Genomic DNA, 17,099 nt, shown 5'->3' with positions numbered 1-17,099 from the left:
TCGGTTCGGCCGCGTTCGGCTTCCGGGCCAGATGGACCTACGCAATCATGATCAAGCTGATCGTCGGCCTCGGCAATCCGGGCGCCGAATACACCGCGACGCGCCACAACGCCGGCTTCTGGCTGGTCGATCAACTGGCCCGCGAAGCAGGCACGACGTTGCGCGACGAGCGGCGTTTCCACGGTTTCTACGCCAAGGCACGGCTTCACGGCGAGGAGGTGCACTTGCTGGAGCCGCAGACGTATATGAACCGCTCGGGCCAGTCGGTCGTGGCGCTTGCACAGTTCTTCAAGATTCTTCCCGACGAAATTCTGGTCGCGCACGACGAACTCGACATGCCGCCCGGCAGCGTCAAGTTGAAACTGGGCGGTGGCAGCGGCGGCCATAATGGGCTCAAGGACATCACCGCGCATCTGTCGTCGCAGCAATACTGGCGGTTGCGGATCGGCATCGGGCATCCGCGTGACCTGATTCCCGAGAGCGCGCGCGCCGGCGCCAGGCCGGACGTCGCCAACTACGTGCTGAAACCGCCGCGGCGGGAAGAGCAGGATGTGATCGATGCATCGATCGAGCGCGCACTCGCCGTGATGCCGCAAGTCATCAAGGGCGAGCTCGAGCGCGCGATGATGCAACTGCATCGCAATCCGTAGGCGGCGCCTCTGCCGGAACCGGGCTGCCGTGCCGCCATCGACCGTAACTTTCCTGCTTGGGAGAATCGCTTGAGCCGTTATTGGAGTGACATCGTTCACCGTCTGACGCCATATGTGCCTGGCGAGCAGCCCGTGGTTACGCATCCGGTGAAGCTGAATACCAACGAGAATCCGTATCCGCCGTCGCCTCGTGTGCTCGAAGCGATCCGGCAGGAACTGGGCGACGCAGCCGAATCGCTGCGCCGCTACCCCGATCCGACGGCGCAAAAGCTCCGCGAAACGGTTGCCGCGTACCACGGCATCCGCGCCGAGCAGGTCTTTGCGGGCAACGGCTCGGACGAAGTGCTCGCGCTCACGTTCCAGGCACTGCTCAAGCACGACAAGCCGCTGCTGTTTCCGGACGTCACCTACAGCTTCTATCCGACGTACGCGCGGCTGTTCGAAGTCGACTACCGGACTATCCCGCTCGACGATAGCTTCACGATCCACGTCGACGATTACATGTCGCCGAACGGCGGCATCCTGTTCCCGAATCCGAATGCGCCGACCGGCCGCCCGCTGCCGCTTGCCGATATCGAGCGCCTGGTGGCGAGCAGTCCCGATTCCGTGGTGGTGATCGACGAAGCGTACGTGGATTTCGGCGCGCAGTCGGCCATCGGTTTGATCGATCGCTATCCGAATCTGCTGGTCGTTCAGACCGTATCGAAGTCGCGTTCGCTGGCCGGGATGCGCGTCGGCTTTGCGTTCGGCAATCCGGACCTGATCGGCGCGCTGAACCGTGTAAAGGACAGCTTCAACTCCTATCCGTTAGACCGCCTCGCGCAGGCTGCCGCCGCGGCGGCGTACGAAGACGACGCATGGTTTCGCGACACGTGCGCCAAGGTCGTGGCGAGCCGTGAACGACTGGCGGCCGGGCTGACGGCGCTGGGCTTCGAGGTGCTGCCGTCGGCCGCGAATCTGCTGTTCGCACGCCACGAAGGCTACGACGCCGCAACGCTCGCATTGCGGTTGAGGGACAAGGAAATTTTCGTGCGCCATTTCAAGGCTCCGCGAATCGACCAGCATTTGCGGATCTCAGTCGGGACGGACGCCGAATGCGACATTCTTCTGGACGCGCTGCGGGACATCTTCAGCGCTTACGTCGGTTAACACGACGAACAGCGCAGAAACGTTGCGGCAAAAAAAAACGGCGAGGCCGAAAGGTCTCGCCGTTTTTTTAGACTTCGAACTTCACTCGCCCTTTGCAGCCTGTAGCGCGTGGTACTTCGCCATCAACTCGCCGGGCGTCTCCAGATGCTCCGGATCGCGCGGGATACACTCGACCGGGCACACCTGAATACATTGCGGCTCGTCGAAATGCCCGACGCACTCGGTACACTTCTTCGGGTCGATCACATAGATTTCCGGGCCCATCGAAATCGCGTCGTTCGGGCACTCGGGCTCGCAGACGTCGCAATTGATGCACTCGTCGGTAATCATCAAGGCCATGCTTCTCTCACTTCACGCCGGCCGCAGCCGACTTTGATCCGTCAAACCGACAGTTTACGCCGGTTACGGTTGCGCCGCCGAAGCACCGTTGGCCGGATCCAGCGCGGCAACCTTCTCCTTCAGCCATTGCTCGACCGACGGGAACACGAACTTGCTGACGTCGCCGCCCAACTGCGCAATCTCGCGCACGATCGTGCCCGAAATGAACTGGTATTGATCGGACGGCGTCATGAACATGGTTTCGACGTCGGGCAGCAGATAGCGATTCATGCCGGCCATCTGGAACTCATATTCGAAGTCCGACACGGCTCGCAGTCCACGCACGATCACCCGTGCGTTATTGCTGCGTACGAAATCCTTCAGCAGCCCCTTGAAACTCATGACCTGGACGTTCGGGTAGTGCCCAAGCACCTCATGAGCGATGTCGAGGCGCTCCTCGAGTGTGAAAAATGGTTTCTTGTTGCGGCTGTCGGCAACGCCCACCACCAGCGTGTCGAAGATGCTCGACGCGCGCCTAACGAGGTCTTCGTGACCGCGTGTCAGCGGATCGAACGTGCCCGGGTACACGGCGACTACCATGAGATTTCTCCTCTCTTCAGACAAAGGGCACGTCAAAGCGTCCACGCGACGCATTTGGCACCGACCGCGCGCGTGACGGCAAACCGCCCGGCGCTTGTTTTGGAACGCGCATTATTCCTTATTTTCGCGCTGCAGCAAATGAAAGTGGACAGCGCCCGCTTTACCTTGCCGCACGATTTCCCAGCCGGCGAGCGTCTCGTTACCCTCGAGTTCGAGCGCCTCTCCCGCTTCCACATACAGAAATCCGTTAGCGCTCACTAGCGGCGCCGCCAGCGCAAGGGCTTTGCCGAGCAGATCCGTGCCGAACGGCGGGTCGAGAAACACCACGTCGAACGATCCGGGCGCGAGACTCGCGGCAAGGCGCAAACCGTCGGCTTCAGCGATTTCGATCGTGCGCGCCGACAGGCGTTCCTGGTTGGCGCGCAACTGGCCGGCGGCCCGCGCATTGCGCTCCACCATCAATACCCGGGCCGCGCCGCGCGACGCCGCCTCGAAGCCGAGCGCGCCGCTGCCGGCGAACAGATCGAGACAGCGCTGGCCCTCCAGATTCTGGCCGAGCCAGTTGAATAGCGTCTCGCGCACGCGATCGGGCGTGGGGCGCAAGCCGTCGAGATCGAGCACGGGCAGCGGCGTGCGTTTCCAGTCGCCGCCTATGATACGGATGGCGTGCGGCTTGCCGCCTTTGGATGAAGCGCCTTGGGCGCGCGAAGGTGCGGAACGGGGCATGCAGTTTCGATTACGTTTTGAAAGCGCCCGCGACGTCGATACGTGAGGGCCGGAGCGCCAACGTTACCACAGCGACGCCGCGCGTCCAGCCTGGCCGTTCGGCCGATACGACGGGCAGCGGCGCGCCTGATAAAATGTGCGGCTTCCAGCGCCTTGCATCCCGCATCGCAACGCTGCCTGCCGCTCCCGCCGGTCTCGTGCCGGCCGCGCGCATCGGCGCGCGCTCTCACCACGCCAGATCATGTTCAGCTTTTTCAAACGATTCAAGGGTTCGAAAGAGTCCGATAACGCGCCCGAAGAGTCGCAAAGCGCGCCAGAAGGCTCGACGCCCGAAGCCGCCGTGCAGGCACCCGCGCCTGTCGCGCCGGTCGCACCGCGCCCGGCGGCGGCCCCGGCTCGCGTCGAGACAGCCGCGGCGCCCGCAATCGGGCCCGAGCCGGAAGAATCCGCGCCCGGGACCGTCGAAATCGTTCCGCCGCCGCTGCCGGACGCGGGCGCGAAGCGCTCGTGGCTGACACGCCTGAAAACCGGCTTGTCGAAGACGAGTTCGAGCCTGACTGGCATCTTTGTCGGCACGAAGATCGACGAAGATCTGTACGAAGAGCTCGAAACCGCACTGCTCATGTCGGACGCAGGGGTGGACGCCACCGAATACCTGCTCGAAGCGCTGCGCGAAAAAGTGCGCACCGAGCGCCTCACCGATCCTCAGCAGGTCAAGGCAGCGTTGCGCACGCTGCTGGTCGATCTGCTCAAGCCGCTGGAAAAATCGCTGATGCTCGGCCGCGCGCAGCCGCTCGTGATGATGATCGCGGGTGTCAACGGCGCGGGCAAAACCACCAGTATCGGCAAGCTCGCCAAGCATCTGCAAAGCTTCGATCAGTCGGTGCTGCTGGCAGCGGGCGACACGTTCCGCGCCGCCGCGCGCGAGCAACTGGCCATCTGGGGCCAGCGCAACAACGTGACGGTGGTGTCGCAGGAAAGCGGCGACCCGGCGGCGGTGATCTTCGACGCGGTCGGTGCCGCGCGTGCCCGCAAGATCGACGTGATGATGGCGGACACGGCCGGCCGCCTGCCGACCCAACTGCATCTCATGGAAGAACTGCGCAAGGTGAAGCGCGTGATCGGCAAGGCACAGGAAGGCGCGCCGCACGAGGTGCTGCTGGTGATCGACGCCAACACCGGCCAGAACGCGCTCGCGCAAGTGAAGGCTTTCGACGACGCGCTCGGCCTCACCGGCCTGATCGTCACCAAGCTCGACGGCACGGCGAAGGGCGGCATTCTGGCCGCGATCGCGCGGCAGCGTCCGATCCCGGTGTATTTCATCGGCGTCGGCGAAAAGGTCGAGGACTTGCAGCCGTTCAGCGCGGAAGAGTTTTCCGACGCATTGCTGGGCAGCTGAACGCCACGGCGTTTGCGGCTCAGAGAGCAAAAAGGGCACTCCGCGGAGTGCCCTTTTTTCATCCTGCCTCGCCGATGGACGAGGCCGGCTTACTCGGCGTCGGGCTGCACGTCTGGCGCCGCACGGGCAAACGCGTCGAGTTGCATTGCGTGATCGTAGATGCGCTGGATCGTCGGAAATTTCGCCGTGTCGACCTTGAAGCGCTGCGCGTTGAACACCTGCGGAATCAGACAGGTATCGGCGATTGTCGGCGTATCGCCGAAACACAGCTTGCCGGTGCGTGAATCGCCGGCCAGATGCGCTTCGAACGTGGCGAACCCCGCTTCCACCCAGTGCCGGTACCACGCGTCCTTCGCATAGTCGTCGACACCCAGCGTGTGCTTCAGATACTTCAGCACGCGCAGATTGTTCAGCGGATGGATCTCGCACGCCACCTGCAACGCCAGCGCCCGCACATACGCACGATCGACCGGCGCTTTGGGCAGAAGCGGCGGCTCGGGATGCGTTTCTTCCAGATACTCGATGATCGCGAGCGACTGCGGCATCACGTCATTGCCTTCGACGAGCGTGGGCACGACGCAGTCCACATTCACCTTGCGGTATTCCGGCTTCAGTTGCTCGCCGCCCTCGCGCACGAGGTGCACCGGCACGTACTCGTACGGCAGATTCTTCACGTTCAGCGCAATGCGCACGCGATAGGACGCCGAGCTACGGAAATAGCTATAGAGCTTCATGTTGTCTGTCTCCCCCCCCAAACCAGCCGTCAGACGACGCGCACGCTGAATTCGCCGAGCCCGTCCACGCCGCCCTTCATCAGATCGCCCGGCACCACCGCGCCGACGCCCTCCGGAGTGCCGGTGAAGATCAGATCGCCGGGTTGCAGTTCGAACAGCGTAGACAGATATGCAACCGTCTCGGCCACCGACCAGATCAGTTGCGACACATCCGAGCTTTGCTTTTCCTCGCCGTTCACCGACAACCAGATCGCGCCCTTGCCGACATGGCCGACCGTCGCGGCGGGATGAATCGGGCCGAGCGGCGCCGAGTGATCGAAACCCTTCGCCGTATCCCAGGGGCGGCCGAGCTTTTTCGCTTCGGCCTGCAGATCGCGGCGCGTCATATCGAGACCGAGCGCGTAACCGTAGACGTGATCGAGCGCGCTTTCCGCGGCAATGTTCTTGCCGCCCTTGCCGATCGCCGCCACCATTTCCATTTCGAAATGGACATTTTTCGACTGCGGCGGATAAGGAAACTCGCCGGTGGCGCCGGGCGCGACGTACAGCACCGCGTCAGCCGGCTTGGTGAAGAAGAACGGCGGTTCGCGATCAGGATCGTGTCCCATCTCCCGCGCGTGCGCCTCGTAATTGCGGCCCACACAGTAGATGCGACGCACCGCGAACTGCTCGCTGGACCCCACAACCGGCACCGCGACCACCGGTGCGGGTGCAAATACGTAACTCATCCCGTTCTCCGTTCCTTGATGTGTGCCGCCAGCGCGGCGATAAAACATCGAGTGTAACGCGCAGCAAAGCGCCGCGCGCGGCAGTTCCGCGTGGGTCGGCAGGGTGGGCGCCGCGGCTGCGGTGTCTCGCCGGATCGCTATAGATGCGATACTCACACCGGATAGCGTCCCTTGAATACCGTGGCCGACCGCCCTTGGGCGGCGTGCCAATACGTTCCACTCCGCCCGATGACCGACTCCGCCGACACCGCCAACCTCTTCCCCTGCGCCCGCTTCATCAAGGAAATCGGCCGCGGCCCGAACGGCGCCCGCGCGCTGACCGCCGAGGATACCCGCGCGCTCTACACCGCCATGCTCGACGGCCGCGTGGCCGATCTCGAACTCGGCGCGGTGCTGCTCGCCTATCGCGTGAAGGGCGAAACCGCCGACGAACTCGCCGCGATGCTGGCCGGCGCGCATGCATCGTTCGAGCCGGTCCATCTGCCGCACGGCGCGTTTCGGCCGGTGTCGATCCCCACCTACAACGGTGCGCGCAAGCAGCCGAATCTCGTGCCGCTGCTCGCCCTGCTGCTGGCGCGCGAGGGCGTGCCGGTGCTGGTGCATGGCGTAACCGAAGATCCGGGCCGCGTGACGAGCGCGGAAATCTTCACGCATCTGCAAATTCCGCACGCGCAGTCGCACGCCGACATCGAAGATGGTCTCGCCGAGCGCCGTCTCGCGTTTGCGCCGATCGACGTGCTCGCGCCGAAGCTTGCGCGCCTTCTCGCGCTGCGCCGGCGCATGGGCGTGCGTAATTCGACGCACACATTGGTGAAAATCCTGCAACCGTTCGCGCCGGCGGGCTTGCGTCTGGTGAACTACACGCACCCGCCCTATCGCGACAGTCTGACGCAGCTGTTCAACACGCATCCGGACGCGGCCGCCGGCGGCGCGCTGCTCGCGCGCGGCACCGAAGGCGAAGCGGTGGCCGATACGCGCCGTCAGGTGCAGGTCGACTGGCTGCATGACGGCATCTGCGAAACCCGCGTGCCGCACGAACGCTCGTCACCCGATGCGCCGGAAGTCGACTTGCCCGACGCCAGGGACGCACCGACGACAGCCGCCTGGATCAGCGCTGTCCTGCGCGGCGAAGCGCCCGTGCCGAGCGCGATTGAACGGCAGGTCGAACTGATCGTGGACGTCGCGAAAACGCCGGTGTGACGGCGCGGTATAAGTGCCGGCAGCGGCCCGAACGGATGCGGCGGATAGTCGCGTGCGGGAATGGCGTAGCTCAGGGAAAGCGTCGCTGCTTCGGAATCGGGCTGCAACGACGCACGAGCGGACGTCGAGGCGAGGCAAAAGCGAACGGACAGCGAACCACCAGCGCGTAACCCGCATGCCCGTGGCAACCGGATGCGCGCACCGCAGCCGCGCGGCTGGAGTGACCGCAACGGCTCACTCTCACTCGATTGCGCAACGCGTGGCCTGCCAGGCAATCAGACGCCATTGCCCATCTGCCTGCGTATGGATCGCCGTGTAGGCGATCGGAAACAGCAGCGCTCCGTTATTCGCTTCCATTTCGATCAGCGCCCGGCCGGTGACCACGCAGGTCTCCCGCCCAACCGGCAGCACGTCCTGCGACTGCACCTCGATCTGCCGGTAGCGGCGGCGCCCCGCAACAATCCCGTCGATGAACTGCCGCTTCGTTTCCCGCTTGCCGTTCGTGTGAACGTAGCTCACGTTCTCCGCGAGCAGCGTGTCGAGCGATTGGCCGTCGCCGTCGACCATCGCCCGGAAACGCTCTCGCTCGAGCCCGCGAATCGCTTCGATTATCTTTGCCGCCATCGCTCAGCCCCTCGCACCGGTGAGCCGAACGTGGCCACGGTCGTCAGAAGTTATATTGCAGATATAGCTGGTGGAAATTTATACCAGGATTCGGCTCTTTGATACCGCCGTTGGAAATATGCTGGAAGCGATAGCCCGCCTGGTACTGCTGGCGGTTGCCGAACTGCATGCCCACGCCCGCCATGTCGGCGAACTGGAACGCGGTGCCCAGCGTAAAGGTCGAAGAGATGCGGGGACTCGAGAGCAGGCGGATGCCCGCGCCCAGTTCGGCATACGGGCGGATCGGCCCCGATTCCTTGATGAAGCGGATGATCGGCGTCACGCCGACCTCGCCGATATTGTCGTGCACGTTGCCTTCATTGGTGTGCCACCATGCCACGTGCGCTTCGCCGATCAGCGAGAAATGCCAGTCGCCGATCTGCCACCAGTTCAGATCCGGATCCCAGACAAAGCCGAGATCGAGCTTCTTGACGTGGCGATCGCCCAGTCCGCCGGCCACCTGCACGCCGAACTGGTCAGCCGAGGCCACTCCCGAAGCGCCCACCAGCACGGCTCCAGCCGTGATTTTTAGCGCCAGATCACGCAAAACATTCTTTTTGTTGTTCATCTAACACCCGAGTTCCGTCGAACGTTGAACAATTAGTAACAGTTTTGCGTATTCTAAAGTCAATCTCAATTTGGCGGATCGTATGAAGGATTCGCAGTTTTCGCAATTAGTCTCTTCAAATATGACAAAAATCGGTCAGTTATCATCACGAAGGCTATTTGTTAGGTAATTTCTACGCCAGGCACAAAGACTCCCAAGAGGGCATCGCATGGCTATTGAATCGTGAATTTCAATAGGAATTTGCGGAACCTCGATGCCCTTACGGCCTCTAAGTATTAGCACTCGGCAAATCAGAGTGCTAACATCCAACGCTGGAGTCGTTACCTGAACAAGCTTTTGTCTGATTCCAAAGGAGTTTTCCACGTGAGCCATGCAATGACCCTTCCGAGTACTTTGAGCCCGTCGTCGGCTAAGGCCGCTTCGGCAGGTGCACTGGCGCTCTCGCATTCCTCGCTGCTGCCCGGTCAACTGGGCAATATCGACGCCTACATCCAGGCCGTAAATCGGATTCCGATGCTGACGCCGGCGGAAGAACGCCAGTTCGCCACCGAATTTCGCGAGCAGGACAACCTTGAGTCCGCACGCCGCCTCGTCCTGTCGCACCTGCGGCTGGTCGTGTCGATCGCGCGCAACTATCTGGGCTATGGACTGCCGCACGCCGACCTGATCCAGGAAGGCAATATCGGCCTGATGAAGGCCGTGAAGCGCTTCGATCCGGAGCAGAACGTGCGCCTCGTGTCGTACGCCATGCACTGGATCAAGGCCGAGATCCACGAATACATTCTGCGCAACTGGCGCATGGTGAAAGTCGCCACGACCAAGGCGCAGCGCAAGCTGTTCTTCAACCTGCGCAGCCACAAGCAAGGGCTGGGCGCGTTCACGCCGGACGAGATCGAAGGTCTCGCCAAAGAGCTGAATGTGAAACGCGAAGAAGTCTCCGAAATGGAAACGCGCCTCTCGGGCGGCGACATCGCGCTGGAAGGCCAGGTTGAAGACGGCGAGGAGTCGTACGCGCCGATCGCCTATCTGGCCGACTCGCATAGCGAACCGACCGCCGTGCTGGCTTCGCGTCAGCGCGACAAGCTGCAAAGCGACGGTATCGCGAGCGCGCTGGACGCACTGGACGCCCGCAGCCGCCGCATCATCGAGGCACGCTGGCTGAAGGTGGAAGACGACGGTTCGGGCGGCTCCACGCTGCACGAACTGGCCGACGAATTCGGCGTGTCCGCCGAACGTATTCGCCAGATCGAGGCGAGCGCAATGAAGAAGATGCGCGGTGCACTCACCGAATATGCGTAAAGCCTGAAGCGTTTCAGCACGCCGGTTCGTCCGGCGCGCGGTAGCCAGACCGCCAAGCCTCGCCCTCGTAAGACGGCGGGGCTTTTTTTTTCGCCCGCGCAGCGCGCTGGTCGCGCGCACGTTCGCACACCTCCGTACGCCAGGATGCACGGTCAACGCATTTCTTGACGTAACACAAACCACCTGGCAATACAGGCCAAACGGGGCAAGTCTCGCGACCCAATGCCGCAGTGCCGAACCGTTGCGTGCGAGGTTCTGCTCCTAGAATCGGGATGCACTCGCCAGACCGTTGAAGCGGCCTGGCGCCAGCCGGATTCACCGGTGTGAAGTTGCCTTCTACCGATCATGACCATAGCCCTCAATCGCAATACCATCCGCCGCCCGAGCCTGCGTAAAAGGTTCGACGGCTGGGTGCGCGGTCCGACGCTGGCGCGGGATATCGCCATCGTCCTCGCCATCAAGTTCGCATTACTGATGGTGCTCAAGTACACCTTCTTCAATCATCCTCAGGCGGAAAACATGTCGCTGCCGCCCGAGCAAGTCGCGCAGGCGCTGCTCTCCGTGCCTGCCTCGCATCCGTCCCAAGGTGATCAACATGCCCGTTAGCGAAGTCGTAGAACTGTCGCGCCTCCAGTTCGCCATCACGGCGCTTTATCACTTCCTGTTCGTCCCGCTCACGCTCGGCCTGTCCTGGCTGCTCGTCATCATGGAATCGGTCTACGTGATGACCGGCAAGCAGATCTACAAGGACATGACCCAGTTCTGGGGCAAGCTCTTCGGCATCAACTTTGCAATGGGCGTGACCACCGGTCTCACGCTCGAATTCCAGTTCGGCACCAACTGGTCGTACTACTCGCACTACGTGGGCGACATTTTCGGCGTGCCGCTCGCCGTCGAAGGCCTGATGGCGTTCTTCCTCGAATCCACCTTCGTCGGCCTGTTCTTCTTCGGCTGGAAGCGGCTCTCCAGGGTGCAGCACGTGATCGTGACGTTCCTCGTCGCGCTCGGCTCGAACCTCTCGGCGCTGTGGATTCTGGTGGCCAACGGCTGGATGAACAATCCGGTCGGCGCGACCTTCAACTACCAGACCATGCGCATGGAACTCGACAGCATCTTCTCCGTGCTGTTCAATCCGGTCGCGCAGGTCAAGTTCGTGCACACTGTCTCCGCCGGCTACGTGACGGCCTCGATGTTCGTGCTCGGCGTGTCGTCGTGGTATCTGCTCAAGCGCCGCGACACCGAATTCGCACTGCGCTCGTTCGCGATCGCCGCCGGTTTCGGCCTTGCGTCCACGCTGTGCGTGATCGTGCTCGGCGACGAATCCGGCTACCGCACCGGCGAAGTCCAGCAGGTCAAGCTCGCCGCGATCGAATCCGAATGGGAAACCGCGCCCGCGCCGGCTCCGTTCACGATCATCGGGATTCCGAACCAGAAAGAAGAGCGCACCGACTACGCAATCCGGGTTCCCTACGCGCTCGGCCTGATCGCCACCCGTTCGCTCGACGAACCCGTGGTCGGCCTGAAAGACCTGATGGTGCGCAACGAAGCGCGCATCAGGAACGGCATGCTGGCCTACGCCGCGCTGCAGAAGCTCAAACAGGGCGACGTCACCGACGAAGCCAAAGCCGCCTTCGACGCGCACAAGCAGGATCTCGGCTACGGCCTGATGCTCAAGCAGTTCACCGCGAACGTCACCGACGCCACGCCGGACCAGATCACCCAGGCCGCGAAGAAAACGATCCCGCCGGTGGCGCCCGTGTTCTTCTCGTTCCGGCTGATGGTGGGCCTCGGCATCCTGTTCCTCGCCACCTTCGTGCTCGCCTTCTGGTTCTGCGCGCAACGCTCGCTGCTGCTGGAAAAGCGCCGCTGGTTCCTGCGCTGGGCGCTGTGGGCGATTCCGCTGCCCTGGCTCGCGGCCGAATTCGGCTGGATCGTCGCCGAGGTGGGTCGCCAGCCGTGGACCATCGCGGGCATTCTGCCGACTAACCTGTCGGCCTCGAGTCTGACCGCGGGCGACCTGTATCTGAGTATCGGCGGCTTCGTGGTGTTCTACACGGTGCTGTTCATCATCGAAATCATGCTGATGTTCAAGTACGCGCGGCTCGGCCCTTCTTCGCTGCATACGGGCCGCTATCACCACGAACAACCGTCACCGGATCAGCCGCTGGACAACCGGCCGCTGCCGACCAGCACGGTCGCCTGATTCGCCGCCACCGAGATTCAAGGGAAAAGATCATCATGGATTATGCAACCCTCAAACTGATCTGGTGGGTACTGATCGGCGTACTGCTGATCGGCTTCGCACTCACCGACGGCTTCGACATGGGCGCGGCGATCCTGCTGCCGTTCATCGGCAAGACGGACGCCGAGCGGCGCATCGTCGTCAATACGGTGGGCGCGACCTGGGAAGGCAATCAGGTCTGGCTCATCACCGCGGGCGGCGCGATGTTCGCCGCGTGGCCGCTGGTGTACGCGGCGTCGTTTTCCGGCTTCTATTTCGCCATGCTGCTGGTGCTGTTCTCGCTGTTCTTCCGGCCGGTCGGCTTCGACTACCGCAGCAAGCGTGAGGATCCGCGCTGGCGCAGCGCGTGGGACTGGGCACTGTTCGTCGGCGGCTTCGTGCCGGCTCTCGTGTTCGGCGTCGCGTTCGGCAACCTGCTGCAAGGCGTGCCGTTCTCGTTCGACACCGATCTGCGCGTGACCTATCACGGCGGCTTCTTCGCGCTGCTCAACCCGTTCGCGGTGCTGTGCGGGCTCGTCAGCGTGTCGATGCTGGCCGCGCATGGCGCCGCCTTCGTGAAGATGAAAGCGGACGACATCGTGGCCGAGCGCGCATCGCTCGCGCTGCGGATCGCTTCGTTCGCGGCCGTGGTGCTGTTCCTGATTGCCGGCGCGCTGATCGCCACGATGATCGGCGGCTATCAGCTGGTCGACGCCGCGCCGCTCGACACGGTGGCCAATCCGCTGCTCAAGAGCGTGACCGGCGCGCCCGGTTTGTGGCTGGCCAACTACGCGACCTATCCGTGGATGGTGGCCGCGCCGGTGGCCGGTCTGGCGGGCGGTGTGCTGGCCACGCTGCTCGCGCGCTCGCGCTTCGAGAAGAGCGCCTTTCTGGCGACCTCGCTGATGATCATCGGCGTGATCCTCACGGCGGGCTTCTCGATGTTCCCGTTCATCATGCCCTCCTCGCTCGACGGCCGCAGCAGCCTCACCGTGTGGGATTCCACCTCGAGCCGCATGACGCTGCAGATCATGCTGATCGCCGTGATCGTGTTCCTGCCGCTCATCCTGATCTATACGAGCTGGGTGTATCGCGTGATGCGCGGCAAGGTGACCGCGGCGGCGCTCGAAGAGAATCACCATTCAATGTATTGACCGGCACTACGCCTGACAGGAGTTTGTGATGTGGTATTTCAGTTGGATTCTCGGAATCGGCGTGGCGTTGGCGTTCGGTATCATCAACGTGATGTGGCTCGAATCGCGCCGGCCGCTGGAAGCGGGCAAGCCTAAGACGCATTGACGCGCCCTCGGCCGGCCGCGTGCCGGTGGAAGAAACGGACGGCACCTTGAATTCGAGGTGCCGTTTTTTTGTGCGCGGCTCAACGGAATATGGCGCCCGCCTGCTTTCACACCGGGCGCGCTACTTCATGAACAGCGCGGGTGTTCGTGTACCGTCGCGTGAAGAAATCTGCACGGTCCGGCCAGTCGCGTTGCGAATGCAAACGCCGATCTGCGACGCGCCCGCGGCGACTTGAGACGCGACATAGCGCGTAATGTCGTTGATGCGCGGCTGCAGCGCGTTATCCAGGTAGATGCCGCCGATGCGCTGATTCGTGTTGCAGGCCGCCGTCGTTGGCAGGTTCGCGGTGTCATTCCAGTTCGTGGAAGCAGCGTAAATATCCAGCGTCACCGCGCTCGTATCCGTCACGTTCTGCGCAAGCGTCTGCAGATACGAATTGGTGTACGGATAATCCTTCAGGTCGGTGGGCGTCGGAAATTTGATCAACACGGTACTTGCCGCGTCCGAGATCATCGTGCTATCGCTCGCATGCGCGACACCACTGCCGTCCATCCACACATCGGCGCTCGCCTTCGAGTAATACGTCGGAATGCTGTTGCTGCACGCGATATCCGCATTGGAGCAGTTGTCGACCGCGTATTGCAGCGAATCGATCTTCCAGGCGTTGATGAAATCGGCGTGCGCCGTGTACAGGCTTCCCCACTGCGGCACCCACGTGCCATTCACGAGAATCGGGTCCATCGACAATTGCGCGGTGGAGAGATCAGGATCCTGGCCGAGGTCGTATGCAACGTTGAGTTGCAATTCAGGAATCTTGACCGGATACGCGGCTGGACATTTGCCGTCGGCCTGCCGGTAGGCCATATTCATGATGTGACTGGCCATGCTCGGCACCAGGGTCCGGCCGTCCCAGCAATCCGGAAAATGCACGGAGATATCCAGCTGCGCGTAGGTGCCGCTGCTGTCCGTTACGACAGGGCAGCGGGTCGGCGCGATTTGCGTGTAGGAACCGCCGCGGCACAGATAGTTGATCTGCGGCTTGGGCGAGGATGAACGATGATCGCCCGCCAGCATTTCCAGCCCCGCTGGGATCGTGTGCAGCGGAACCACCGGTTGATCGTTCTTGTAGTAGGTCTTCTGATAGCCCGGCACTACAATTCCCGACGCGCGCTTTAACTGCGGAACCCAGTACGACGAAGGATCCGCCGCGACATTACAGGTGCTCACCTTGTTGTCGTTCAGCGAGTAGTACGTACTGTATGCATCGGCACCGGTGTTCCCGAAAAAGTCATGCACCATAGCCCTGCCAGGCTGGCCTGGATAGATGATCGCATCGTCAGGCAGCGTATGCGAATACGCGCATTGGACGTTGAACTGGCCACCGGCATAAGCGACGCCGGCCGGCAGGAAGAACATCAAACAGATTGCTGATCGCATTGACATGGGCAACTCCTGAGCGTGAACGAACACGCCTTGCCGGTATGACAAGGCACTCGAATCTCATTAGTTAGCTTACCCAATTGTTTTCGGATCAGGCCGTCGCTGCGCTGCTGCGCCGCACCGGCAAGCGTGCGTATCGCGCCGTACAAAAAAAGCCTCCGGAATTCCGGAGGCTTCTCGATTATCGTAGCTCGCGAACCGCGCGGTAGACCGAAGTCGGCGCGGCTCGAAGCGCCGATGGAATTACGCGGGCTGCGGCGCCGCGCCGGCACCCGTACCCGGCGACAGACGCGTCGCGAGCTTTTCAGCGTAGCGCTGCGCGGCCTCGCCGACGACGATATGGAACGTGTCCGCCGAAACCCATGCGGTATCGAGCGTCGCCAGGCGTTGACGATCGACCGCCGACGGATCGCGCACGACCACACGCAGACGCGTTGCCGCCACCGCGTCCAGCGACACCACGTTGCCCGCGCCGCCGAACACGGCGAGCCAGCGCAGCGGATCGGGATCGAGCGGGCCGCCCCGGGCCTGATCGCCCGCGGCCGCGACCGGCGCAACCGCCGCAGCGGCAGTAGCCGTGGCAGCAGCGGCCGGCGTCACCGCATGGCCGCCACCTTGCGCGATCACCGTGCGGATTTCGTCGGCGATGATGTCCGCTTCCGGTCCGATGATCACCTGCACGTTAGTCGAGCCGCGCTTGAGCACGCCGCGCGCGCCAATCGTCTTCAGTTCGTTTTCGGAGACCTTGTTCGAATCGACCACCGACAGACGCAGACGCGTCGTGCACGCATCCACCACCGACAGATTCGCCGCACCGCCAAGCGCCGCGATATAACGCTGCGCACGCGGCACGGCTGCGCCGGCGACCGGCGAGACAAAGCCGCCCGCGCTGAACGAATCGACCTGTTCGTCGGCTGCGGCGGGTTCGCGGCCCGGCGTCGCCATGTTGAATTTGCGGATGAAGAAGCGGAACAGCCCGTAGTACACCACCATATAGACGAGGCCGATCGGAATCGCCCACCAGCCTCGCGTCGACAAACCGTAGTTCAGCACGTAGTCGATTGCGCCTGCGGAGAACGTGAAGCCGAGGTGAATGCCGAGCGCCGAACAGATCGCGAGCGAAAGGCCCGTCAACAACGCGTGGATCACGTACAGCACCGGTGCGAGGAACATGAAGCTGAATTCGATCGGCTCGGTCACGCCCGTCAGGAACGACGTAAGCGCCATCGAGAACAGCAGGCCGCCGACCACCGCGCGGCGCTCCTTCGGCGCTTCGTGGAACATCGCGAGACAGGCAGCCGGCAGGCCGAACATCATGACCGGGAAGAAGCCCGTCATGAAGGTGCCCGCAGTCGGGTCGCCCGCGAAGAAGCGATGCAGGTCGCCCGTCACCGGGGCGCCGCCCGGCGGCGTGAACGTGCCGAACACGAACCACGTCAGCGAATTGAGGATGTGATGCAAACCCGTGACGAGCAGCAAACGGTTCAGCACGCCGAACACGAACGCGCCGAGCGCACCGGCGGTGGTCAGCCAGTGGCCGGCCGTATCGATCACGGCCTGCACCGGTTGCCACACATAGCCGAACACGATACCGAGCGCGAGGCAGACCACCCCCGTGACAATCGGCACGAAGCGTTTCCCTCCGAAGAACGCGAGGTAGTCGGGCAGCTTGATGTCCTTGTATCGGTTGTACAGCAAGCCCGCCACGATACCCGCCACGATACCTGACAACACGCCCATGTTGAGCTTGTCGTTGATGTCCTTCATCACCGCGACTTCGACCAGATAACCGATCGCGCCGGCCAGACCCGCCACGCCGTTGTTGTCTTTCGCGAAGCCGACTGCCACGCCGATCGCGAACAGCAGCGGCAGGTTGTCGAAGATCGCGCCGCCGGCGTCGGCGATCATCTTGATGTTGAACACATCGGGTTGGCCGAGTCGCAGCAGCAGGCCGGCAACCGGCAGCACCGCGATCGGCAGCATCAGCGCGCGTCCCAGCCGCTGAATTTTCAGAAACGGATTCCCATCCATTGATACCTCCAATCCTTGTCTCTTCGTTGAGTTTTGTAGCTGTACGTAGTGTTTGAACGAAGCCCGGCTGCGGA

Annotated in this window: 18 protein-coding genes; 9 read left to right on the top strand and 9 right to left on the bottom strand. The window is 62.9% G+C overall.

Going from position 1 to position 17,099, the window contains the following annotated elements:
- Window positions 1-47 precede the first annotated feature (47 nt).
- Both pth and hisC read left to right on the top strand, forming a co-directional pair.
- Window positions 48-650 carry an aminoacyl-tRNA hydrolase gene (gene pth, locus BXE_RS01635; protein ID WP_011486697.1) on the top strand — a complete coding sequence of 201 codons (603 nt, stop codon included), beginning with the start codon at window positions 48-50 and terminating at the stop codon, window positions 648-650.
- 69 nt (window positions 651-719) lie between these two features.
- Window positions 720-1,799: a histidinol-phosphate transaminase gene (gene hisC, locus BXE_RS01630; protein ID WP_011486696.1), complete on the top strand. Its 1,080-nt coding sequence runs from the start codon at window positions 720-722 to the stop codon at window positions 1,797-1,799.
- 81 nt (window positions 1,800-1,880) lie between these two features.
- Here the strand turns inward: hisC and BXE_RS01625 are convergent, their stop codons facing one another.
- The 3 genes from BXE_RS01625 to rsmD form a co-directional block, all read right to left on the bottom strand.
- On the bottom strand, window positions 1,881-2,138 hold the full coding sequence (locus BXE_RS01625) for a YfhL family 4Fe-4S dicluster ferredoxin (protein WP_011486695.1): 258 nt from the start codon (window positions 2,136-2,138) through the stop codon (window positions 1,881-1,883).
- Window positions 2,139-2,201: 63 nt separating this feature from the next.
- Entirely contained in the window at window positions 2,202-2,717 is a 516-nt protein-coding gene (gene coaD, locus BXE_RS01620) for a pantetheine-phosphate adenylyltransferase (RefSeq protein ID WP_007179424.1), read from the bottom strand.
- 111 nt (window positions 2,718-2,828) lie between these two features.
- A complete protein-coding gene (gene rsmD, locus BXE_RS01615) occupies window positions 2,829-3,443 on the bottom strand; it encodes a 16S rRNA (guanine(966)-N(2))-methyltransferase RsmD (RefSeq protein ID WP_011486694.1) in 615 nt (204 codons plus the stop codon).
- Between the two features lie 241 nt (window positions 3,444-3,684).
- On the opposite strand from rsmD, the gene ftsY reads away from it, so the two are divergent.
- Window positions 3,685-4,842 (top strand): signal recognition particle-docking protein FtsY, encoded by a 1,158-nt coding sequence (gene ftsY / locus BXE_RS01605; RefSeq protein ID WP_011486693.1) that lies wholly within the window; start codon window positions 3,685-3,687, stop codon window positions 4,840-4,842.
- Between the two features lie 89 nt (window positions 4,843-4,931).
- Here the strand turns inward: ftsY and maiA are convergent, their stop codons facing one another.
- Window positions 4,932-5,576, bottom strand: coding sequence for a maleylacetoacetate isomerase (gene maiA, locus BXE_RS01600; protein WP_011486692.1), 645 nt, complete (start codon window positions 5,574-5,576; stop codon window positions 4,932-4,934).
- Window positions 5,577-5,605: 29 nt separating this feature from the next.
- Window positions 5,606-6,304, bottom strand: a complete 699-nt coding sequence (locus tag BXE_RS01595; protein WP_011486691.1) for a fumarylacetoacetate hydrolase family protein — start codon at window positions 6,302-6,304, stop codon at window positions 5,606-5,608.
- A gap of 228 nt (window positions 6,305-6,532) precedes the next feature.
- On the opposite strand from BXE_RS01595, the gene ybiB reads away from it, so the two are divergent.
- The gene (gene ybiB, locus BXE_RS01590; protein ID WP_011486690.1) at window positions 6,533-7,504 is read left to right on the top strand and encodes a DNA-binding protein YbiB; all 972 of its coding nucleotides are present in this window, start codon (window positions 6,533-6,535) and stop codon (window positions 7,502-7,504) included.
- Between the two features lie 240 nt (window positions 7,505-7,744).
- Here ybiB and BXE_RS01585 read toward each other — a convergent pair whose 3' ends face one another.
- Both BXE_RS01585 and BXE_RS01580 read right to left on the bottom strand, forming a co-directional pair.
- On the bottom strand, window positions 7,745-8,128 hold the full coding sequence (locus tag BXE_RS01585) for a nuclear transport factor 2 family protein (RefSeq protein ID WP_011486689.1): 384 nt from the start codon (window positions 8,126-8,128) through the stop codon (window positions 7,745-7,747).
- Between the two features lie 43 nt (window positions 8,129-8,171).
- Entirely contained in the window at window positions 8,172-8,735 is a 564-nt protein-coding gene (locus BXE_RS01580) for an acyloxyacyl hydrolase (RefSeq protein ID WP_011486688.1), read from the bottom strand.
- Between the two features lie 363 nt (window positions 8,736-9,098).
- Here BXE_RS01580 and rpoH point away from each other — a divergent pair, with 363 nt between their 5' ends.
- The 5 genes from rpoH (at window position 9,099) to cydX (ending at window position 13,554) form a co-directional block, all read left to right on the top strand.
- Window positions 9,099-10,034 carry an RNA polymerase sigma factor RpoH gene (gene rpoH, locus BXE_RS01575; protein WP_007179432.1) on the top strand — a complete coding sequence of 312 codons (936 nt, stop codon included), beginning with the start codon at window positions 9,099-9,101 and terminating at the stop codon, window positions 10,032-10,034.
- A 345-nt stretch (window positions 10,035-10,379) separates the two neighbouring features.
- Window positions 10,380-10,640 (top strand): cytochrome oxidase putative small subunit CydP, encoded by a 261-nt coding sequence (gene cydP / locus BXE_RS01570; protein ID WP_011486686.1) that lies wholly within the window; start codon window positions 10,380-10,382, stop codon window positions 10,638-10,640.
- On the top strand, window positions 10,630-12,237 hold the full coding sequence (locus BXE_RS01565) for a cytochrome ubiquinol oxidase subunit I (RefSeq protein ID WP_011486685.1): 1,608 nt from the start codon (window positions 10,630-10,632) through the stop codon (window positions 12,235-12,237). Before cydP ends, BXE_RS01565 begins: the two co-directional genes overlap by 11 nt.
- A gap of 35 nt (window positions 12,238-12,272) precedes the next feature.
- Complete coding sequence (cydB, locus tag BXE_RS01560; protein ID WP_011486684.1) at window positions 12,273-13,409, top strand: cytochrome d ubiquinol oxidase subunit II; 1,137 nt, start codon at window positions 12,273-12,275, stop codon at window positions 13,407-13,409.
- Window positions 13,410-13,437: 28 nt separating this feature from the next.
- Window positions 13,438-13,554, top strand: a complete 117-nt coding sequence (gene cydX, locus BXE_RS01555; RefSeq protein WP_011486683.1) for a cytochrome bd-I oxidase subunit CydX — start codon at window positions 13,438-13,440, stop codon at window positions 13,552-13,554.
- A gap of 120 nt (window positions 13,555-13,674) precedes the next feature.
- On the opposite strand, the gene BXE_RS01550 is transcribed toward cydX, so the two are convergent.
- Together BXE_RS01550 and nagE are read right to left on the bottom strand one after the other, a co-directional pair.
- Window positions 13,675-14,997, bottom strand: coding sequence for a DUF1996 domain-containing protein (locus BXE_RS01550; protein ID WP_011486682.1), 1,323 nt, complete (start codon window positions 14,995-14,997; stop codon window positions 13,675-13,677).
- A gap of 240 nt (window positions 14,998-15,237) precedes the next feature.
- Window positions 15,238-17,025 (bottom strand): N-acetylglucosamine-specific PTS transporter subunit IIBC, encoded by a 1,788-nt coding sequence (nagE, locus tag BXE_RS01545; protein WP_011486681.1) that lies wholly within the window; start codon window positions 17,023-17,025, stop codon window positions 15,238-15,240.
- Between the last annotated feature and the right edge of the window lie 74 nt (window positions 17,026-17,099).

This window comes from Paraburkholderia xenovorans LB400 (assembly GCF_000013645.1).
Taxonomy (GTDB): Bacteria; Pseudomonadota; Gammaproteobacteria; order Burkholderiales; family Burkholderiaceae; genus Paraburkholderia; species Paraburkholderia xenovorans.
Note: the sequence above shows the minus strand (reverse complement) of the source record. Positions and strands in the feature narration are given on the sequence as shown.